19 protein-coding genes and 2 pseudogenes are annotated in these 16,229 nt (G+C 58.3%); 14 read left to right on the top strand and 7 right to left on the bottom strand.

Going from position 1 to position 16,229, the window contains the following annotated elements; genetic code table 11:
- Positions 1–454: 454 nt before the first annotated feature.
- Positions 455–1,339, bottom strand: a complete 885-nt coding sequence (locus tag AC1RQC_RS10805; RefSeq protein ID WP_492832492.1) for an MBL fold metallo-hydrolase — start codon at positions 1,337–1,339, stop codon at positions 455–457.
- 619 nt (positions 1,340–1,958) lie between these two features.
- Here AC1RQC_RS10805 and AC1RQC_RS10810 point away from each other — a divergent pair.
- From AC1RQC_RS10810 to AC1RQC_RS10820, 3 genes and pseudogenes are all read left to right on the top strand, one after another.
- The gene (locus AC1RQC_RS10810; protein WP_492883260.1) at positions 1,959–2,582 is read left to right on the top strand and encodes a tetratricopeptide repeat protein; all 624 of its coding nucleotides are present in this window, start codon (positions 1,959–1,961) and stop codon (positions 2,580–2,582) included.
- Positions 2,583–2,850: 268 nt separating this feature from the next.
- Positions 2,851–3,345 carry a hypothetical protein gene (locus AC1RQC_RS10815; RefSeq protein ID WP_492883262.1) on the top strand — a complete coding sequence of 165 codons (495 nt, stop codon included), beginning with the start codon at positions 2,851–2,853 and terminating at the stop codon, positions 3,343–3,345.
- Between the two features lie 112 nt (positions 3,346–3,457).
- Positions 3,458–3,593 (top strand): annotated as a pseudogene (locus AC1RQC_RS10820) (IS66 family transposase); the annotation flags it as partial.
- Here AC1RQC_RS10820 and AC1RQC_RS10825 read toward each other — a convergent pair.
- Positions 3,587–4,264, bottom strand: a pseudogene (locus AC1RQC_RS10825) (IS5 family transposase); the annotation flags it as partial. The pseudogenes AC1RQC_RS10820 and AC1RQC_RS10825 overlap by 7 nt on opposite strands.
- Positions 4,265–4,364: 100 nt before the next feature.
- Between AC1RQC_RS10825 and AC1RQC_RS10830 the strand changes: the two are divergent.
- Entirely contained in the window at positions 4,365–4,922 is a 558-nt protein-coding gene (locus AC1RQC_RS10830) for a hypothetical protein (RefSeq protein WP_492883264.1), read from the top strand.
- An 82-nt stretch (positions 4,923–5,004) separates the two neighbouring features.
- Positions 5,005–5,376 (top strand): DUF7079 family protein, encoded by a 372-nt coding sequence (locus AC1RQC_RS10835; protein ID WP_492883266.1) that lies wholly within the window; start codon positions 5,005–5,007, stop codon positions 5,374–5,376.
- Here AC1RQC_RS10835 and AC1RQC_RS10840 read toward each other — a convergent pair.
- The gene (locus tag AC1RQC_RS10840) at positions 5,338–5,616 is read right to left on the bottom strand and encodes an IS4 family transposase (protein WP_492883268.1); all 279 of its coding nucleotides are present in this window, start codon (positions 5,614–5,616) and stop codon (positions 5,338–5,340) included. The two genes, AC1RQC_RS10835 and AC1RQC_RS10840, sit on opposite strands and share 39 nt — an antisense overlap.
- On the opposite strand from AC1RQC_RS10840, the gene AC1RQC_RS10845 reads away from it, so the two are divergent.
- Entirely contained in the window at positions 5,551–5,799 is a 249-nt protein-coding gene (locus tag AC1RQC_RS10845) for an EAL domain-containing protein (protein ID WP_492883270.1), read from the top strand. The genes AC1RQC_RS10840 and AC1RQC_RS10845 overlap by 66 nt on opposite strands.
- Here the strand turns inward: AC1RQC_RS10845 and AC1RQC_RS10850 are convergent.
- From AC1RQC_RS10850 to AC1RQC_RS10865, 4 genes are all read right to left on the bottom strand, one after another.
- On the bottom strand, positions 5,779–6,561 hold the full coding sequence (locus AC1RQC_RS10850; protein WP_492883272.1) for a hypothetical protein: 783 nt from the start codon (positions 6,559–6,561) through the stop codon (positions 5,779–5,781). The two genes, AC1RQC_RS10845 and AC1RQC_RS10850, sit on opposite strands and share 21 nt — an antisense overlap.
- A complete protein-coding gene (locus AC1RQC_RS10855; protein WP_492883274.1) occupies positions 6,551–7,000 on the bottom strand; it encodes a hypothetical protein in 450 nt (149 codons plus the stop codon). Before AC1RQC_RS10855 ends, AC1RQC_RS10850 begins: the two co-directional genes overlap by 11 nt.
- 49 nt (positions 7,001–7,049) lie before the next feature.
- Positions 7,050–7,928 (bottom strand): hypothetical protein, encoded by an 879-nt coding sequence (locus tag AC1RQC_RS10860; RefSeq protein ID WP_492883276.1) that lies wholly within the window; start codon positions 7,926–7,928, stop codon positions 7,050–7,052.
- 897 nt (positions 7,929–8,825) lie between these two features.
- Positions 8,826–8,966, bottom strand: a complete 141-nt coding sequence (locus AC1RQC_RS10865; protein WP_492832512.1) for a hypothetical protein — start codon at positions 8,964–8,966, stop codon at positions 8,826–8,828.
- 196 nt (positions 8,967–9,162) lie between these two features.
- Here AC1RQC_RS10865 and AC1RQC_RS10870 point away from each other — a divergent pair, with 196 nt between their 5' ends.
- The 8 genes from AC1RQC_RS10870 (at position 9,163) to AC1RQC_RS10905 (ending at position 15,716) form a co-directional block, all read left to right on the top strand.
- A complete protein-coding gene (locus AC1RQC_RS10870) occupies positions 9,163–10,002 on the top strand; it encodes a tetratricopeptide repeat protein (RefSeq protein ID WP_492883278.1) in 840 nt (279 codons plus the stop codon).
- Between the two features lie 250 nt (positions 10,003–10,252).
- On the top strand, positions 10,253–10,702 hold the full coding sequence (locus tag AC1RQC_RS10875) for a DUF7832 domain-containing protein (RefSeq protein WP_492883280.1): 450 nt from the start codon (positions 10,253–10,255) through the stop codon (positions 10,700–10,702).
- Between the two features lie 3 nt (positions 10,703–10,705).
- Positions 10,706–11,371 carry a hypothetical protein gene (locus tag AC1RQC_RS10880; RefSeq protein WP_492883282.1) on the top strand — a complete coding sequence of 222 codons (666 nt, stop codon included), beginning with the start codon at positions 10,706–10,708 and terminating at the stop codon, positions 11,369–11,371.
- Between the two features lie 9 nt (positions 11,372–11,380).
- Positions 11,381–12,514 carry a winged helix-turn-helix domain-containing protein gene (locus AC1RQC_RS10885; RefSeq protein ID WP_492883283.1) on the top strand — a complete coding sequence of 378 codons (1,134 nt, stop codon included), beginning with the start codon at positions 11,381–11,383 and terminating at the stop codon, positions 12,512–12,514.
- 61 nt (positions 12,515–12,575) lie between these two features.
- Entirely contained in the window at positions 12,576–12,797 is a 222-nt protein-coding gene (locus AC1RQC_RS10890; protein ID WP_492883285.1) for a hypothetical protein, read from the top strand.
- A 73-nt stretch (positions 12,798–12,870) separates the two neighbouring features.
- On the top strand, positions 12,871–13,401 hold the full coding sequence (locus AC1RQC_RS10895) for a hypothetical protein (RefSeq protein WP_492883287.1): 531 nt from the start codon (positions 12,871–12,873) through the stop codon (positions 13,399–13,401).
- A complete protein-coding gene (locus AC1RQC_RS10900; RefSeq protein ID WP_253933394.1) occupies positions 13,398–13,595 on the top strand; it encodes a hypothetical protein in 198 nt (65 codons plus the stop codon). Before AC1RQC_RS10895 ends, AC1RQC_RS10900 begins: the two co-directional genes overlap by 4 nt.
- Before the next feature lie 93 nt (positions 13,596–13,688).
- The gene (locus AC1RQC_RS10905; RefSeq protein WP_492883289.1) at positions 13,689–15,716 is read left to right on the top strand and encodes a YncE family protein; all 2,028 of its coding nucleotides are present in this window, start codon (positions 13,689–13,691) and stop codon (positions 15,714–15,716) included.
- Positions 15,717–16,229 lie beyond the last annotated feature (513 nt).

Consider the following 16,229-nt stretch of genomic DNA (forward strand, 5'->3'; position numbering starts at 1 on the left):
AACCCCCAGCTGGGACAATCAATCAGATTTTGATCACATCCAAGATCCCAGAGGGATCCGTTGCCATTTCATGGACCGAGCAACGTTCAAGGCCGTCAGGTGAACTGACAGGGATTGATCCGATAACCGAGATCGGACGGGGCCGAGGCCAGCTAAAACGGTTCTGTTCAACGCGAAGATTTGGAAGATGTCAAGCACCTCTCGATGCGGCAAATCTCACAAAATAGGACTTGTCCGGTTGCGGGCGCGCTCATGCCGCTGCCTAACTTGATTCGTCGGCAGTGCCGACACTCGCACGCCGTGAGGCGCTGCGGACAATTTTTCCGCAGTAAGAATGGAATGACCATGATGCCGCGGCGGTGCTAACGCCTAGCGATACTCCTGTGCTGCTGTTCCGCCGAGCAGACGATGGGATTGGGGCCAACCCGGTCCTCATTAGGGAAAATGGGGGAGGTCAATCCCCAGGCTGCTGCTCTGCCAACTCCCGCGCCACGGCGTCGGCACCTGCCTGCACGAACACCGCCAATCTGTCAGTGCCCAGATACGCATTCATTTCGCACACCAAGGCGCCCTTGGCAGCTCCATCGAGCCAGGGCCGTCCGCATGCCAGCAGGCGAATTGTCTGGCGGTAGTGTTCGAGGTAGCGCCGCTGCTCAGGTACGGCCATGGCCGGCGCTCCGGGCTGCCCATGGCCTGTGTAGATGCTGTCTTCCGGCATCAGGATGGATTCCAATTGCGTCAGGCTGTGCAGCCACTGCGTCGAGTGGCCATCGTTCATGAACGAGTGCACGCCATTGAACACGACGTCGCCAACGAAGACTGCCCGCCGGCTCTCTCCGACCAGCCAGCAGGTATCGCAGGCAGATTCGCCCTTGCCGAGTTCCACCAGTTCAAAGCGAAGCCCATCGATCCACATCGCTTCGCCTGTCGCCATAAACCTGTCTGCGGTGAACTTGTCATCGGGCCACTCGGCACCGAAGATCGGCTTCCACTTCAGCGCTTTGCTATCGACGCTCCCGTGGATGGCCGCATTGACCGCTCGCGTTGTGATCACCGGGACCTTGCCGGCGATATCGCGGAGCTGGCCAACGCCGTTGTAGTGATCCGGATGGCCATGCGTGATCAGGATCGCTGCCAGCGGCTTGCCGATGGATCCGGCATAGGCTTTGAGTCCGCGCGCTTCGGATACGGTCATCATCGTGTCGATGATGACCAGTTGCTTCGCGGTTTCGACGATGAAGGCGTTGGTATGGAAAGTATCTGCCCCGGATCCATACTGATGCACCCTGCATCCATCGTGCTCAAAGCGCGAGACGGTGCATTCAAGATTGAAGGTCATGCTGTAGCTTTGCTCCTCATTACTCAAGCAAGCCACTAAGCCGAAGCGGTGGCCACTCGGTGCACGTGTATTCCGCTCATGTACGCCGTTGCTCGCAGCGGCGTTCCGAACACCATTGATTTCACGTAAGTACTGAACGGAATATTCCCATGGCCGGAAATTCAATAGCCCCTGCTTCACAGTTCATCGACGTTGTTCTGCAAACATTCGGCTTCGTCGCTGCTTAGCATCTGGACCAGCGCGGTGGATCGCGGTACCCGCATATTGCCTTCGTTGACAGATAGAAGCCACTTCTCGCGGTCGCCGTGAGTCAGACAACTTCGGTACCGAAATGGCCCCGAAGAAGGCATCCGATGCAGATGAGCTCACTGCAAGCTTAAGACTCGTCAAAACGGAAAACTTCAATAGAACTGAGCCCCCGTACTGTACGCGAATGTCGGTGATTGGGCACGGTAGGCTCTGCCGAACCCACTCAATTAATCTGGATTGCACAGGATGTGGGAAGCGTACCGCGCCAATAACAGCGAAGGCGCAGACAACGCTCAATAATTAGGACGTGTCCGATTCCATTGACAGCATGTCACCAGTAAACTTGCGGCATACCTTACCGAAGAGCGACATGAAGCAAAGTGAAGCACGCCGAGCCCTGATACTGGGACTCGCCGCCATTTCCATGGCCGCCGGCATCGCCTGGGCTGGCGAGGCCGAGGACCTGTATGCGGCGATGGAGGCTGGCAAGTGCAAGCCCGCCACCACCACCTTGCAAGCGCGGGCTAAGGCCGGCGCGGTCGCGGCCCAGACGAAGCTGGCTATGGCCTATTACTTTGGCACCTGCATCAAGATGGACATGCAGGCGGCCACGGTGTGGCTGCGCAAGGCCGGCGCGCAAGGCGACGCGGATGCGCAGGTGTACCTTGGCTCCACGCTGTTCAACGGCGAAGGCATGCTCCTGAGCAACAAGCGTGAAGGCGTGAATTGGTTTCGGAAGGCCGCCGTGCAGGGCAATGAGTTTGGCCAGTTGGACCTGGCGATAGCCTACTCACATGGCTTGGGCGTGCCGCGCAACAGGGTACTGGCCTATGCCTGGGTGCTGCTATCGACCCGCGGGGTCAAGCCGGATGCGGAGGGCGTGAAACTGCGCACTGAAATCGAGAAGGACCTGACCGCCAAACAGCGGGCAGAGGCCGAGCGGCTGGCGCGCGATTGGAAGGTGGGACAGGATCTCACGACAACAATGCAGTGAGCCACGTGTTGCTGAACCACCAGTTGTCAAGAGTCGGCACCCTCCTCCCGCACGGAGCGATCCGAGCGAGCACCTTATTGCTTCAATGAGAGCTATTCGAAGTGGCCAAGGGCAGGAATGTTATGACTCGGTTCGACAACGTAGTGGCGCTGTGTCGGGAAAAGACGGCGCTATGGAAAGGCCAAGAAGAGCGGCATCGGATTTCGTCGCGCTGTGTGCCCCCTTGATGGCCAATATTGACCCAATCCCAACTTCGGAAAAAATAGGAATGAAAAAACAACTGCTGCGCCTGAGTGCTGTCATGCTTGTCATCGGCGGACCCCCGCACGTTCATGCGGCGAAGCTGCCGTCGCTGTCCTCCCTTCTCGAATGCAAGGGCGAAGCCAGCGGTGTGGCCGCCTATGTCGACGCGCTGGAAGACGGCGGACTGCCAAGCTGGAGCAAGAATGAAGAATTGAGCGGCTTTGCCTCAGACGTGTATCGCACTCCGAAGCCCGTCAACGTCGCCGGCCTGACCGCCACTAACGTGCGGTTCGGCTCCTACCAACTCGGCAACTACACTGCCTATGGCATCACCAGCGCCACCGATCTCGACGCCGTGGCCCAACAGCTCGGTCTGCGCGGCGTGGCCGGCCGGGGCCTGGCCCGCGAAAGCACACGCGGTGCGTGGATCGTGGCGCGCGAGTATGAGGGGCGGGTAGAGTTGGGCTGCGAGTATCCCAACCCGTTGCTTGGCGGGAAGACGGGCGCGTCGAAGCGCTAATCCCGGTAGGGGCGGTGTTTGTCCTGGCACCGCCTCTACCCCTATCTGACCCTCCTGCCAGTGACAGTGATTGACGAGAGCTCGTGCGAGCCTGTGGTGCATGAGCTCTCGCGCACTTTACCGTATCGAGGAACAGATCCGAGGTAAGCCTTCAGACGAACGCCAGCGGGTACGGCAGGTGCTCGCCATGCCGTTTCTCGACGACATGAAGCATGTGGTTCGAAGCGACGCAACGCAAGTTGCGCGCTTCGATTTGATCATGACACTGCCTCGTGTCATACGCGCCGTCACCGCCGACGGTGCCAATCGGCACGTCTTCAGGGATCTGATCGAGCAGATCGGGCAACGCGTCGGCATCGGCGACGTCTTGAGGCGTCATCGGTGCCGCGCATACCTGGCCGGTATTCGCATCCATGGCCAGATGCACCTTGCGCCAGGTGCGCCGCTTCGAATAGCCGTGTTTGCACACCTTCCATTCGCCTTCGCCATACAGTTTCACGCCAGTGCTGTCCACCAGCAGGTGCATCGACTCACCGGTGTACATGGCTGGCAACGTCACCGCGAGCTCCCGCGCACGGCGGCTCAACGTCGCGTCCCACAGGGACTTCCTTCGATCGCAATTCGATACCGGCAGTTCGGGGAATGCGAGCTTGCGCAGGCAGCACGCGAAGCCCTGCAGAGCCCGCAGAGGAAGATGGAAGACTTGCTTGAGCCCAAGCAGCATCTGAATCGTCGCGTCCGAGTGGATGTGCGGCTGCCCCAGCCTGGGCAACGTGCCATCGGGAACCGTGCCCGGTACGCTTTCGTCGACCCACATCGTCACGTCACCTCTCGCAATCAAGCCAGCGCGGTAGCCCGCCCGGTTCCTGACACGATAGACCCCCTTCGGCTCGTTTCGCTTGTGCCCGTCCTTGCGCATCTTCCCGGGAAAAATCGAGAAGCTACGCAATTCCCCGGAAAGTTGACAGACCTGCCGCCCCGACTGTTGCGCGAAAACGTCAGCTCGCGCCACCGGATTTATGCAACAACCTTCCTATTTGAGCGAAGAAAGCATGAAATATTCAGCACTTGTATTGGTTGGACTATTTTTAGAAATTGGGGCTTTCGCTAACGCCACATCATTTGGACGTAAGGCGACTGCCGACATTGATTCGATTGACAGTAAGCCTGCTATTTGCCTGCCGAAGGACGCAGGGAAGGCGTTTTTAGTCGGCTGGATATCAGTCTATGATAGCTATGCAAGAAATCCCAGCTCTTGGGGGGCTGCACTCGAAGCGGGCGCCAGACCATTAGTGCTAAAGCCTGGCGATTGCATCGTATTTGGTGTTGCGCCAGATGGCTATGAATTATATTACCATAAAATAAATAATTTTCCGTTGAGGCTCGAAGCAAATAGGACTTATGTGTTTCGAATTAGTGATGCTTACCAGCCAAGAGATAGTTATTCGGCTGTTTTTTGTGTCAGCAAGTCCGCAGATGGAGCTCAGGAATACCGTCAGTACACGCGACTGCCTGATGGAAATGAAGTCATTCCATCCTGCGATGCCAAACGCAACGGAAATTTTCAATCGGATTGATGTTGGTTGCTGGGGTTACATCTGACTGGGCTGCCTCGAAACCGCCTGACTCCATGGATGATGAGATAGAGGAGTTTACCAAATGGAAAATCAGTTAGATCAACGGAAACTCCGGTCGGCGCTCTCTGATTTGTTTGTTGATAGCGAGGTCGACTACAAAAAAATCGCGGAGGTGGCAAAATATTACTCCATTGAGGAGGTTGAGTTCGCTCTGTTTGAAAGAGTGGCACCCGTTTGTATCAGCAATATGCTGACACCGACGCCATCTATTTGGTGGCACTTCGACGAAGAGCAACTACTAGTGGATATTGAATCACTTATCAAGAAGAGGGCTGAACAGGGGGTGGTTGGTAAATGTCTATCCGCTGTGACAAGGCGTTTTATACGTCTAATTTTTGCGAAGGTATGGACCCAGCTAAAATCTGAAATCGAGATAGCCAAGAAGGAGGGCTAACGGCATCTCGTTATACAGAACGCATGAATCCTCCCGCAGCGCCTGAATCAGAAAGGCGGCAGGCATTGTTCGCTGCATGCCTATCCAGATCGTTTTGGCGCAGGGTTCGCCATCACTCTTGCGCCCAAGGGGGCCGCCCAGAGAGGCCACCAGACAAATCCTCCGATTCAGGGCGTGCTCTGGGCGCTCGACGGCTTCAGCACGGGACAGAGTTCGCTGCCCTACCTTGAACAGCTCCATGCCGATTTCCTCAAGATCGATCGCTCGTTCGTCATGGGCATCGGCACGGACTCCGTCAACGCCGTGGTACTCGACACCATCATAGGTGTTCGAGGAGTATTGGATCGCATAGCTACCCTAGTTCCCGAACACGACAACCAGAGCGTTTCCCACTGCCTCTACTCAATCTCCGAAAAGCACTAGTCCCTGCGAAATGCCGTCTTTATGGATACGCTCAAGGGAGGGGATCTGCCGCGCATCCATGCGTTTCCACGATACAGCGGCCTTGCCAGTTTCCAGGCCGGTGCGACTCATTCGTCGTCTGCCCGTCGAGAGGTTTGCACTAATGCTGCGTTCCTCGCCGGAGCCTCGATGAAAATAGTTGTAGTCGTAGCCAGTCATGGTCATCGCCTGCTGCCGGTAGCGGAAGGCATAACGCGTGGTGCTTGTGTCCCAGGTCCCTGCACTCATCGACGACTGGCGAAAGGACACCATCAGCAGGCCGCGTTCGATGGCGATCCCGTCGAAGGGATCGTCAGCCACCGGATTGTCGTGCGGAGGGATAAAGGCGTTGTTCTGCAGGAATTTATTGAAACCGCCATGGGCGTTGGACAGGGCCAGCACCAGCATGCGCGGATTGGCATCGATCTCCGACTCTCCGAGGCCATCGTTCTTGCGTCGGTAAGCGGCATCGTTGCCTTGCAGCACCAGCGCCACATCCGCCTTGCCGTCGTTGTTCAGATCGCCCGCGGCGCTTGCCAGTACCCTCCAGCCGCGCGGTACGAAATCACTGTGCTGCTGCCCGCTAGCCGTTACCGTCGGATAGCGGTACGGAGGAGAGTCGTCGCTCTCCTGGGCTTGGCTGAGTGGCGGGATCAGGGCTGCCAAAATTGGTATCAGTGCTGAAATTCTCATCGTGATCGTAAGAGTTGCGTTTTTTTTGAGAAGACAATGATTAACAGTCATCGGAACGAGTCCGTCGTTGCGGACGGTGGCTGAGCAGCAGGATGGCCTGTGCCTGCTGCTCGAATTGGAACTGCTGGTCTCGCCGTGCCTTATGTTTCGGGCGAGGAGGCGGGGCTGGCCAAATTTGCATAGATCGTAGCGCGTCAACCTGGGGGTGATCGACCCGCTCCGAGTCATCTTCCATTACGCACGCATCGTCACGGTTCACGTCCTGGTCCTGCAGCGTGCGCTCCAGCTCAGAAATCGCCTGATCCCGCTTGGCAACCGGATCAGTCCGGATCGTGCCGAAGACGACGGCACCGCCGACGGATGCGGCTACAAGGCCAGCGGCGAAGGTCTGGCCAAGATAGCCTTGCAGGCGAGGTTGGACATCTGCAAGCGAGACGCTCGTCCTCCGCGGCCGAGATCGAACAATTGCGATGTACTTCGGCTTTCCCATTGCGTTCCACGCGGCGAGACGTGGGCGGGAAATGGGCCATATCCCAATGTCAGGTATGTGCCTGCGTTTGGCCGATCTGTTCGCAAACCAGTTCGATGAACACGTCGGAACTGAGTATGCCGGTGCCCATGCATGAGAACGCGGTTTCCCCCCCAAGGTCTTGAATGGTCAATCTCTCGGTCCATTTGCCCAGTTCGAGACGTTTTAGCGTGCTGAGAGGCCAGGTGACGCCATCAACGTGCAGCCCTTCGTTCGAGAGTGCCAGTTCTTGCGTTTTCAGAGCCAGGAAGCGGCCAATCCAGCGTTTTATGTAGAAATCCGTAGTTCGGATATAGCGAAAAGTGGCACGATGGCCATCCGCGATTTGCTGTTCCAGGACGGGCAGGCGATGAGCAACATGGCGTGTACGGAATTCGTCCATAAAATCGTCGAAGCCCCTGAGCTCGCCGGATACCAGGACCCAATTCTGTTCCGGCGTGGTGCGGTAGGCAAAGTTGTTGATCAATCCTGCAAGGGCGGTTTGGCCACTTGCAAACAGATAGACATCCTGGATGGCGGCAAAAGGCGCATAGGTGCGCGTCTCGCCGATCTGATGAACCACCCCGTCTTCGTGCAGTTCAAAACGGCTCTTGCGCCGCCTTATCACCATATAGCATTGCAGCAGCACGATTAATGCCAGTATCGCCATGAAAGCGGAACTGCCATGGTGGAGGCTCAGATTGTCGGGGGTGCCCAGATTCACGTGAGGGTACCGGATGGGCGCGGCTGCATGCCGTGTACTCACCGGAAGAATCGTGCTCAGATACAGTACAAAGCCTGACGCGCCGGCCAGGACGGCGGCAAAAATGGCTAAGAAAATGGGGCCGATCCGACTGTGGCGAAACAATGCGAGTGCTTCGGAGGCCGGCGGGGTTCGTGGATGAGTCATGCTACTTCCTTATTGGGGATCAAAGCGGTCCTTGTTCGTATTCAGGTTATCTTGATGCAATCGTCGCGCCCACTGGGCAGGGATCTGCCTTCCATGGGGCGTCCACGGAGACGCGTTGTACCCTGCCGCTGACACTGAGCTCGCCAGAAGTGTTCGTTCGATTCAGACGAATTTTCCGAATTCCGCTCGCCACGAGGCGTGCTGCAACCATCCAGGCTCACCCCTGCTCCAGGGGGCTTGGCAAACATGGCGCGTAGGTCCAACTGACGATACGCTCGCGGGGCTTGGGACTGGGATCACCAGATATACCGGTAGCCCATGCTGACCGACCACGGCTCGTCCAGCCTGGAGCCGCTTGCATACTCGTAGTCGACATACAGGCGGTGGCTCGTGCCCAGTGAAGCGGCGACGCCCCGGGCCCAGTTCGGTGCGACCGCCGGACAGGACGGTCCGGGTAGCGATGCCGTTGGCGCATACCGTGCTCTTCCCGTCGAACGCCTCCGACCGGCTCAGTTTGACGAAGGGCTGAAATGGAGCGAGAACACAGCCAAGGCAAGCACCTATCGCGAGACACGCTTGCCACGGCCTGCCCGAACAGTACGCCGGACAGCTCAGGCAACGCCTCGCCCTGCTGCACCCCCGTGGCCACGCCATGCCCACCGCTCTGTCATCCTTGACGCAAGTCCTCGGCCTCGTCAGCCCAGGCGCTGCCGGCAGCCACGGAAATAGCGGCGAGTCCCAACATCGGGGCTCGGCGTGTATTCTGTTGCTTCATATCGCTCTTCGATAAGGTATGCCGCCAGTGTACTGGCGGCATACCGCTAATGAAATCGGACACGTCCTAAACAGCGAGCTATCGACCGCGCCATACGCCACACCCGTCGCCAATCGTTTCCTTCAAGCAGCCGACAGTCGTGCCTGGGCCAGTACCACGGTGCCGCTGTTGGTCTTCCCGATCAGCGTCGCTATATTCGCTGTCTGCGGTGCACTGCTGCGCATGCCGCGGAACGTGGCCGCGATGGGGTCACGCACGATCATGGCCTCCGGTCTCGTCCCTTCCGTCCTTAGCAACCGTATGGGGAGCGCTACGCCACTGTTGCCAATGACTCCCATGTACTACTCGTCAAAAACCGAAGATTAGTAAGTACGCCGCATTCGCGTCATTTAGGACTTGTCCGATTTCATTGACAGCATGTCACCAGTAAACTTGCGGCATACCATACCGAAAAGCGACATGAAGCAAAGTGAAGCACGTCGAGCCCTGATACTGAGCCTCGCTGCCATTTCCATGGCCACCGGCAGCGCCTGGGCTGACGAGACCGAGGACCTGCATGCGGCGATGAGAGGTGGTAAGTGCAAGCCCGCCACCACGACCTTGCAAGCACTGGCCGAGGCCGGCGCGGTCGCGGCCCAGACGAAGCTGGCTGCTGCCTATTACTTTGGCACTTGCGTCAAGAAGGACCTAGAGGCGGGCATGGCGTGGCTGCGCAAGGCCGCCGTGCAGGGCGACGCGTTTGCGCGCACTGAGATGGGCAGTATGTACCGGGACGGCTACGGTGTGCCCAAGGACGACGTCGAGGCGAGGCGCTGGTTCCGCCTAGCTGCCGAGCAAGGCTACGCGCGGGCCCAGCTCAACCTGGCGAACCTGTACCACTTCGGCGAAGGCGGGCCAGTGGACGACCGCGAGGCAGTCAAATGGCTGCGCAAGGCGGCGGCGCAGGGTCTTGCGGGCGCACAGGCGAACCTGGGCGCCGCGCTGTTCAACGGCGAAGGCATGCTCCTGAGCGACAAGCGTGAAGGCGTGAAATGGTCTCGGAAGGCCGCCGTGCAGGGCAATGAGTTTGGCCAGTTGAACCTGGCGATATCCTACGAAAATGGCTTGGGCGTGCCGCGCAACAGGGTACTGGCCTACGCCTGGGTGCTGCTATCGACCCGCGGGGCCAAGCCAAGGGCGGAGGGCATGAAACTGCGCGCCGAGATCGAGGAGGACCTGACCGCCAAACAGCGGGCTGAGGCCGAGCGGCTGGCGCGCGAGTGGAAGGTGGGACAGGATCTCACGACGACAATGCAGTGAGCCAGGTGTTGCTGAACCACCAGTTGCCAAGAGTCGGCTCCTTCCTCCCGCACGGAGCAATCCGGGCGAGCTACTCCAATGAGAGCTATTCAAAACGGCTAAACTCTGGTGGTCTTTTCGCGATGTTCGCCGGCGTTACTACCGGCGGCAAGCGGGGAGGCATCGCCTGCACACTGATCGAGACCCGCAAGCAAAATGGGGTCGATCGAGAGGCGTATCTGCGCCCCCTTTTCCTAGGTGGATACAAATCATGAAATATGACGACGCATCTTGGCACTACGGTGGAGATTTCCCAGGCGACTTGCCACTCACCGCTGGAGCAACTCATATTGGGATGTTTCTCGCATGGATGCTTCTTAACAATCTCGCCAGCGAAGAATTGTTGGAGGACGCGAGCAATGAAATCTCATTGCTTCGTGAAAGGACAATCACTGGAGTCAGGTTCCTTATCGACGTGCTCGACGAAAAGTTGACCGATCGGGATCTCTCCGACGATGGCAATGCGTTTGCGGTGGCGTATTACCAAGGGATGGAGAATGACAGTCGGTATATAGACGATTATCTAGAGGTCTTTTGCGTTAGTCCATCATCGCTCTATGGCGTCAAAGATACTTGGGGTAACTATGACAAGCTTGCGGCCTTGGTGGATCGCCGCTTCGCCGATTGGAAAGCGTTGGGAAGCCCGAAATTCATCGTCTAGGCAATGGAACTCATATTCACAATCACCGCCCCCGACCTGCGGGTGCTTGCCGATGCCGAACGAGCCACTCGCATGGCGCGAGCCAACCAGCGTGTCGCAACTGTCAGGGCGGCGATCGATCAGTGGATGCACCGGTGGCATGCGCTGGTGTCGGTGGCCTTGGGCCTACTGGCCTCGGCGATCGCTCTCTACCTTCCGGAACGCAGAATTGGGGTCGAGCCGCTGCTGGCCCTTGGCATTCTCACGATCGCGTGTGTACTCCTATTCCGGCGCTGTCTCCGACCGCTGAGCCATCGACTCTATTCGCTTTCACGTCCCCTGCACGACGCAGCAGAAAAATCCATCATGCAGGCACTGGAGCGATTTCTTGCATCACGGATACACGCCGAACTGGCCAGGCTGGAGGGCACGTATCGGGTACGCATTGGTCCTGATGAAATGACGCTAATGCCTCCCGGAGGCAAAGTGGTCTCGGTGCCATGGCGGTCCATTGTCGAGGTCAGAGAAACCGAGGCGTTCTACCTGATCGACACCAAATGGCTCAAGCGACTGGGCCTATGCTATCTGATCGCGAAACATAGTACGGAAATGACGGAGGCAGAATACCAGGACGGATTGCATCGACTGCTGCAGGAATTTCCTGCGATTAAAGGTGCCAGGAACAGCTGAGGTGACACAATGAAAGAGTTAAGGCGTCTTGCTCTGAAGCAGCAGGGTCTAGCGTCGTCCCGGCCTTTTGGCAATGGCATAGATGGGACGCGGCGTGCGATCGAGCACCTGGGTTACCTTCAGATCGACACATTGTCGGTGGTCGAACGCGCGCATCACCACATCCTGTGGACGCGAGTGCCCGACTACGAGCCATCCCACTTGAGCCGGTTGGTACAGGATCGGCACGTGTTCGAGTACTGGTTTCATGCTGCATCCTACCTACCCATGCGGGATTACCGCTTTTTCTTACCCCGGATGGCGGCGATTAGAAGCGGGGTCAATCGGTACTTCAGGAATGTAGACGAGCGACTGATGAGCGAGATCCTTGATCGCGTTCGCATTGAAGGTCCGCTGCGCGTGCGCGATATTGAGAAACGTAGAACGGAGAGCGGAAGCTGGTGGAACTGGGGGCCCGGGCGGCGCGCCGTTGACAAGTTGTTCATGCAAGGCGACCTGATGGTGCGCGGAAGGAATGGCATGGAAAGGGTGTTTGACCTGACGGAGAGGATAGTTCCTTCTGGCATCGATCTGCGTGAGCCGACGCTTGCAGAGTATGCAGCCTACCTCATTGACAGCGCATTGAGGGCACACGGCGTCGTTACAGTGAAGCAGCTAGTGCACCTGCAGACGGGAAAGACGCTGAAGGAAATGGTGCGTCGGATCCTGGCGGAAAGAGTCGAAGACGGATCGATCGTCTTGCTGAAGACGTCGGGCCTGTCGGACGCCTACGTCGAGCGAGATGCGCTTGAGCGCGTTGCGCGGAGCCCGTTCAATTCGGTCAGGCTCCTCTCCCCGTTTGACAACGTTGTCATCCACAGAGAGCGCTTGAGCCAGTTGTTCGGCTTCGACTACCGACTTGAGTGCTATCTGCCGGCTGCGAAACGTGTCTTCGGCTATTTCTGTCTTCCAATCCTGATCGGGGACCGGTTTGCAGGCCGGGCCGACTGCAAGGCACATCGTGCCGAAGGGCGTTTCGAGGTGCTAAGTGTCCATGTCGAGGATAAATCAGTAGACGAGGGCGAGTTTCGGTTACGCATCGGCGAGGCAGTGCAGCGCTTGGCGGCGCTTAACGGGTGCTCCACCGTGGAGTTCCGCACGTGAACTACACCGAGTCCGTCAGGGCCTCGAAGCGTTGGTCACGGCAGCGGCGATCCAGAAGCAGATGGACAACATCCTCGGCGTGGTCACCGCCAATGTCGACAAATCCAAGGCGCTGCTCGGCGCGCCCTGTTTAACGGGACCGATCCCGAGGCGCGCCTGCGCCATCGCCGGATTGACAAGTTCCTGCCCTGGGCGGTGGGCCGTCAATCTATTTCCTGAAATCGCTGAAGCGCTGACACCTTGCGCGACGCTCATGGCTAAAGAGGCCCAATTTGCTGTTTGATTTCTTGAGGAATGTACTCAACCGACCAGCACCCTTGGCCGTGCCTGTCCCACTGGACAAGTACGTAGGTCACGTGGGCGGAATCGAATCGCTGGTTCTGGACGACGTCCGGTATTTTTTTGGCTACGCTCCCGGGTTCGATTATGTGGTGTCGCCTTTGATTGACTGCCCGAAGCAGATGGCGGCGTTCGCGAGCCGGTACATGTTGCAAACCGATGGTGCACATGACCATGCGTACTGGAGTGAGTTGGTCGAGTACGCGATCGATGACTCAGAGCTGTGCGATGCCCCCGACGACAACACATTCTCCAGCGAAGTCTTGAAGGCCAGGATAGATGATCTTCGTCGCGCGGAGCAGGCCAACTCCATCGTTCCGGGATTCACGATCAGCTACCACTTGACTCACCTTCTTGCCGCAGCGGGCGGCTGGCAGGCCCATGCCACGGAGATCAAAGCGGCCATCCCATTTATCTCAGGCGAGGAGAGTGTACCGGACGACACCTCGATTGCGGAGCTGGCCGCCGTGGCGAGGACGCAGCTGGGTGAATTGCTCGACAACGCGCAAGGCAACTGGGCTGTGTTGTTCAAGGCGCTGCGCCCTTGAGTCATTGTGCTGATCGCTCGTTCGTCATGGGCATCGGCACGGACTCCGCCAACGCTGTGGTGCCCGACACCATCATCAGCCTGGGCCAGCGGCTGCATCCGGATGCTGACAGCCGAGGGGATCGCATAGCGCACGTCGCGTGCCGCCGCATCGGCGCTCGCAGCGCAGCGGCGGATGGCGCCGGCAGCCCGTAGGGACTTGAGCGCGCGATCGTAATTAACTATCTGAATGGCACGCTTTCCTGAGCACCCTCTGCGCCAACCTGAAGCCCAGGACAGAGGCCGATCGTGCCGCGCCAACGTGCTTTAAATTCCGAATTCCGAATTCTGAATGACCTCATACAACCGCGTCATGACGACCGTATCCAACAAGAGCAGGTAACCACGAACATGGATAGCTATAGATCAAAGAAGGTAATACGCGGGCCGCGAGCCTGGATACTGCTTTTCGGACTATTGGCAAGCCAGGCCGCCCTCGCGCTCACGCCAGCGACCACGCCGATCCCGGCTCAGCTGAGCATGAGGCATGACGGTCATAACTACAAGCCTGGCATCTATTTTTTGGTGCCGCTTCCCTTGGACAACGTCAAAGCAATGCTTGAAAAGGGCATCGATGGCGCGGGTCTCAAAGGCTTTCGGTGGAAGGACCGATCCGCAGCGTTGTCAAAAATGGAGTCCTATTGGGTCACCATCAGCCTGGCCAACCAACCCACCCTGCAGGAAGAGCTCAACCAGGAAGTGTCCCAAAAAGCATCATCGGTGCTGGACATGGCCTTGGCGGCAGGAACCATTACACCGGACGAGAAGACGCAGTTTCAGCAAGCCATCCAACAACAGCGGGAATACAATTACGACGATCTGAAAGACGTTCCTTTTTTCGTGCAACGCATCAACCGTTGGACGTTCACCCGAAAAACAGGACGCTCCAAGGTTGTCGACGACTTCGGCGTCATCATGGATGTTTCGTCGCCCCTCAATCGCGGCCCCATGACCCTGGTCTGGTTCGGCGGCATGGAAACCGTCACCACCAAAAGACTACGGCTCGTGAGCTGCCTGGTCGGCGTGACCTGCTTTCCCGATCCTCATATCGAGCGTGAGTCACAAGTCAACGACAAAGTAAGTCCGGCGTTCGAACGCGCCATGAGCAAACTGGCGGCCGACCTGCATGCCATGCCACTGGCCGAGGCCGCGAATATCATGCGGACACCGGATCGCCACGCTCCGCTCGACCAGGTACCTAAGGTGGCGAGCAGTATCGCGCCTGTCCAAGAGGCCCCCACTTTCGACCTGCCCGATGACGAAGCCAACTTTCGCCGCTACGACAACGACAGATGGCGCTTGCTGGCACTGCCCGACGGCAGCGCCTTGATCTCGGGCTGGCCGCAGACGCATCGTCTGGTGCTTAAGGCGAGCAGCTTGGAACGTCAGAGTACGGCCCCCTACTTTCCCGGCGCCGCGGGCCTGAAGTTGGATCCGAACGGCACGCTATGGGGCATGAGCCATGGCGACACGATCTTCGCCCCGGTGCTGTTGTCGTGGCGTCTGGACAAAACCAAGGCCGTCGCGCACCCGCTGTCCGGTCTTGAGGATCGGCCTATCGAAGATTGGGTAGTCCAGCCGGGGCATGGCGCGGCGATCCGGGCGAGCGACACGCTCTATAGCCTTTCGGAGAAAAATGGCGTGCTCACCCATCATTTGTGGAACAGCAGTCTGCGCCGCGAGGCCGTCGACACCCAGAAACATGTCGCGCCCCGGGTCTCTAGCCGTCGCGTCCATTTCAATGACGGGCTGTTCTGGCTTGCCGACCGCGATGGTTACGGCATATCTCCTGATACGGGACGTGTCACCAAGACCGTCAAGACCAGCACCGAGAATTTGATCTTCGGCAGCCTGGAGGCAAATTGGGGAATGGCCCCGGTGACGATTTCCGGCGAGCGCTACTATCGTATCGTCGATCTCAAAAGCGGCCTGCCGCAATGGGATCTGAACACGCCCACGGTGCACTACCCCAGCGGCCTTGCTCGCACAGCACACGGCCGCCTGTTGGCCACGAGCAGCGACGCGAGCAACGCACCCATCGCCGTCCTCGACATGCGCAGCGGAACCCCCGTAGCCAACATCCGCGTGCCCGAGGGGTTTCGCGTTGTCACGATCGCATTTTCCTGGAAAGGTGACGCGCTCTGGGTCTACCTTATGGCGCTCGGCACCGACAACCCTAAAGTCATGGTGTGGAATGTTCCCGAGCCTCTGCACGACCCCGCGTCGGACACAGCCATACCCGATCAAGTGCGATGCACGGTGTCTACATGTGAGTAGAAGGCCTCACTCGGCACCTGTTAATGGCGGTCTAAATCCCACCGCTTTCAAGGTGATTAGACGACACCGTCCAGCCGTGATGACACGGGCGGTAAAAACGTGTCGCCGTGCTACGCATCCGGCCACATAGCCTTTCTTCTTCACCGCTTTCGGTCCCCGCGTATGTTTGCGCTTCGCGCGGGATCAACTGTAAGCGGCCAGTCATCACACGTTGAATTTTCCGGCTGGACTCGTGAAGATGGCGTGCATCTAAATTAGATGGACGTCTATGGACTTCAGAAACTTGCCTCGACGACGCCACAGTGCCGAAGTTCTGGGTCCAGAGCGAGCAACTCAACGCCAAGCAGAAGGCGCTATTCGAGGGGGCGGTTGGCCAACTCCAATACGCCGCCTGACCTCATACACTGTTGCTAGCCCGCAGTCACCACGGTCCTGCCGACTCGCTGATATGACTTCCATTGTCAATAGGATGTGCAGTTCAGTTTGGATTCATAGGCGCGAGGGAATACCCTG

This window comes from Cupriavidus sp. GW822-FHT03E04 (assembly GCF_058801495.1).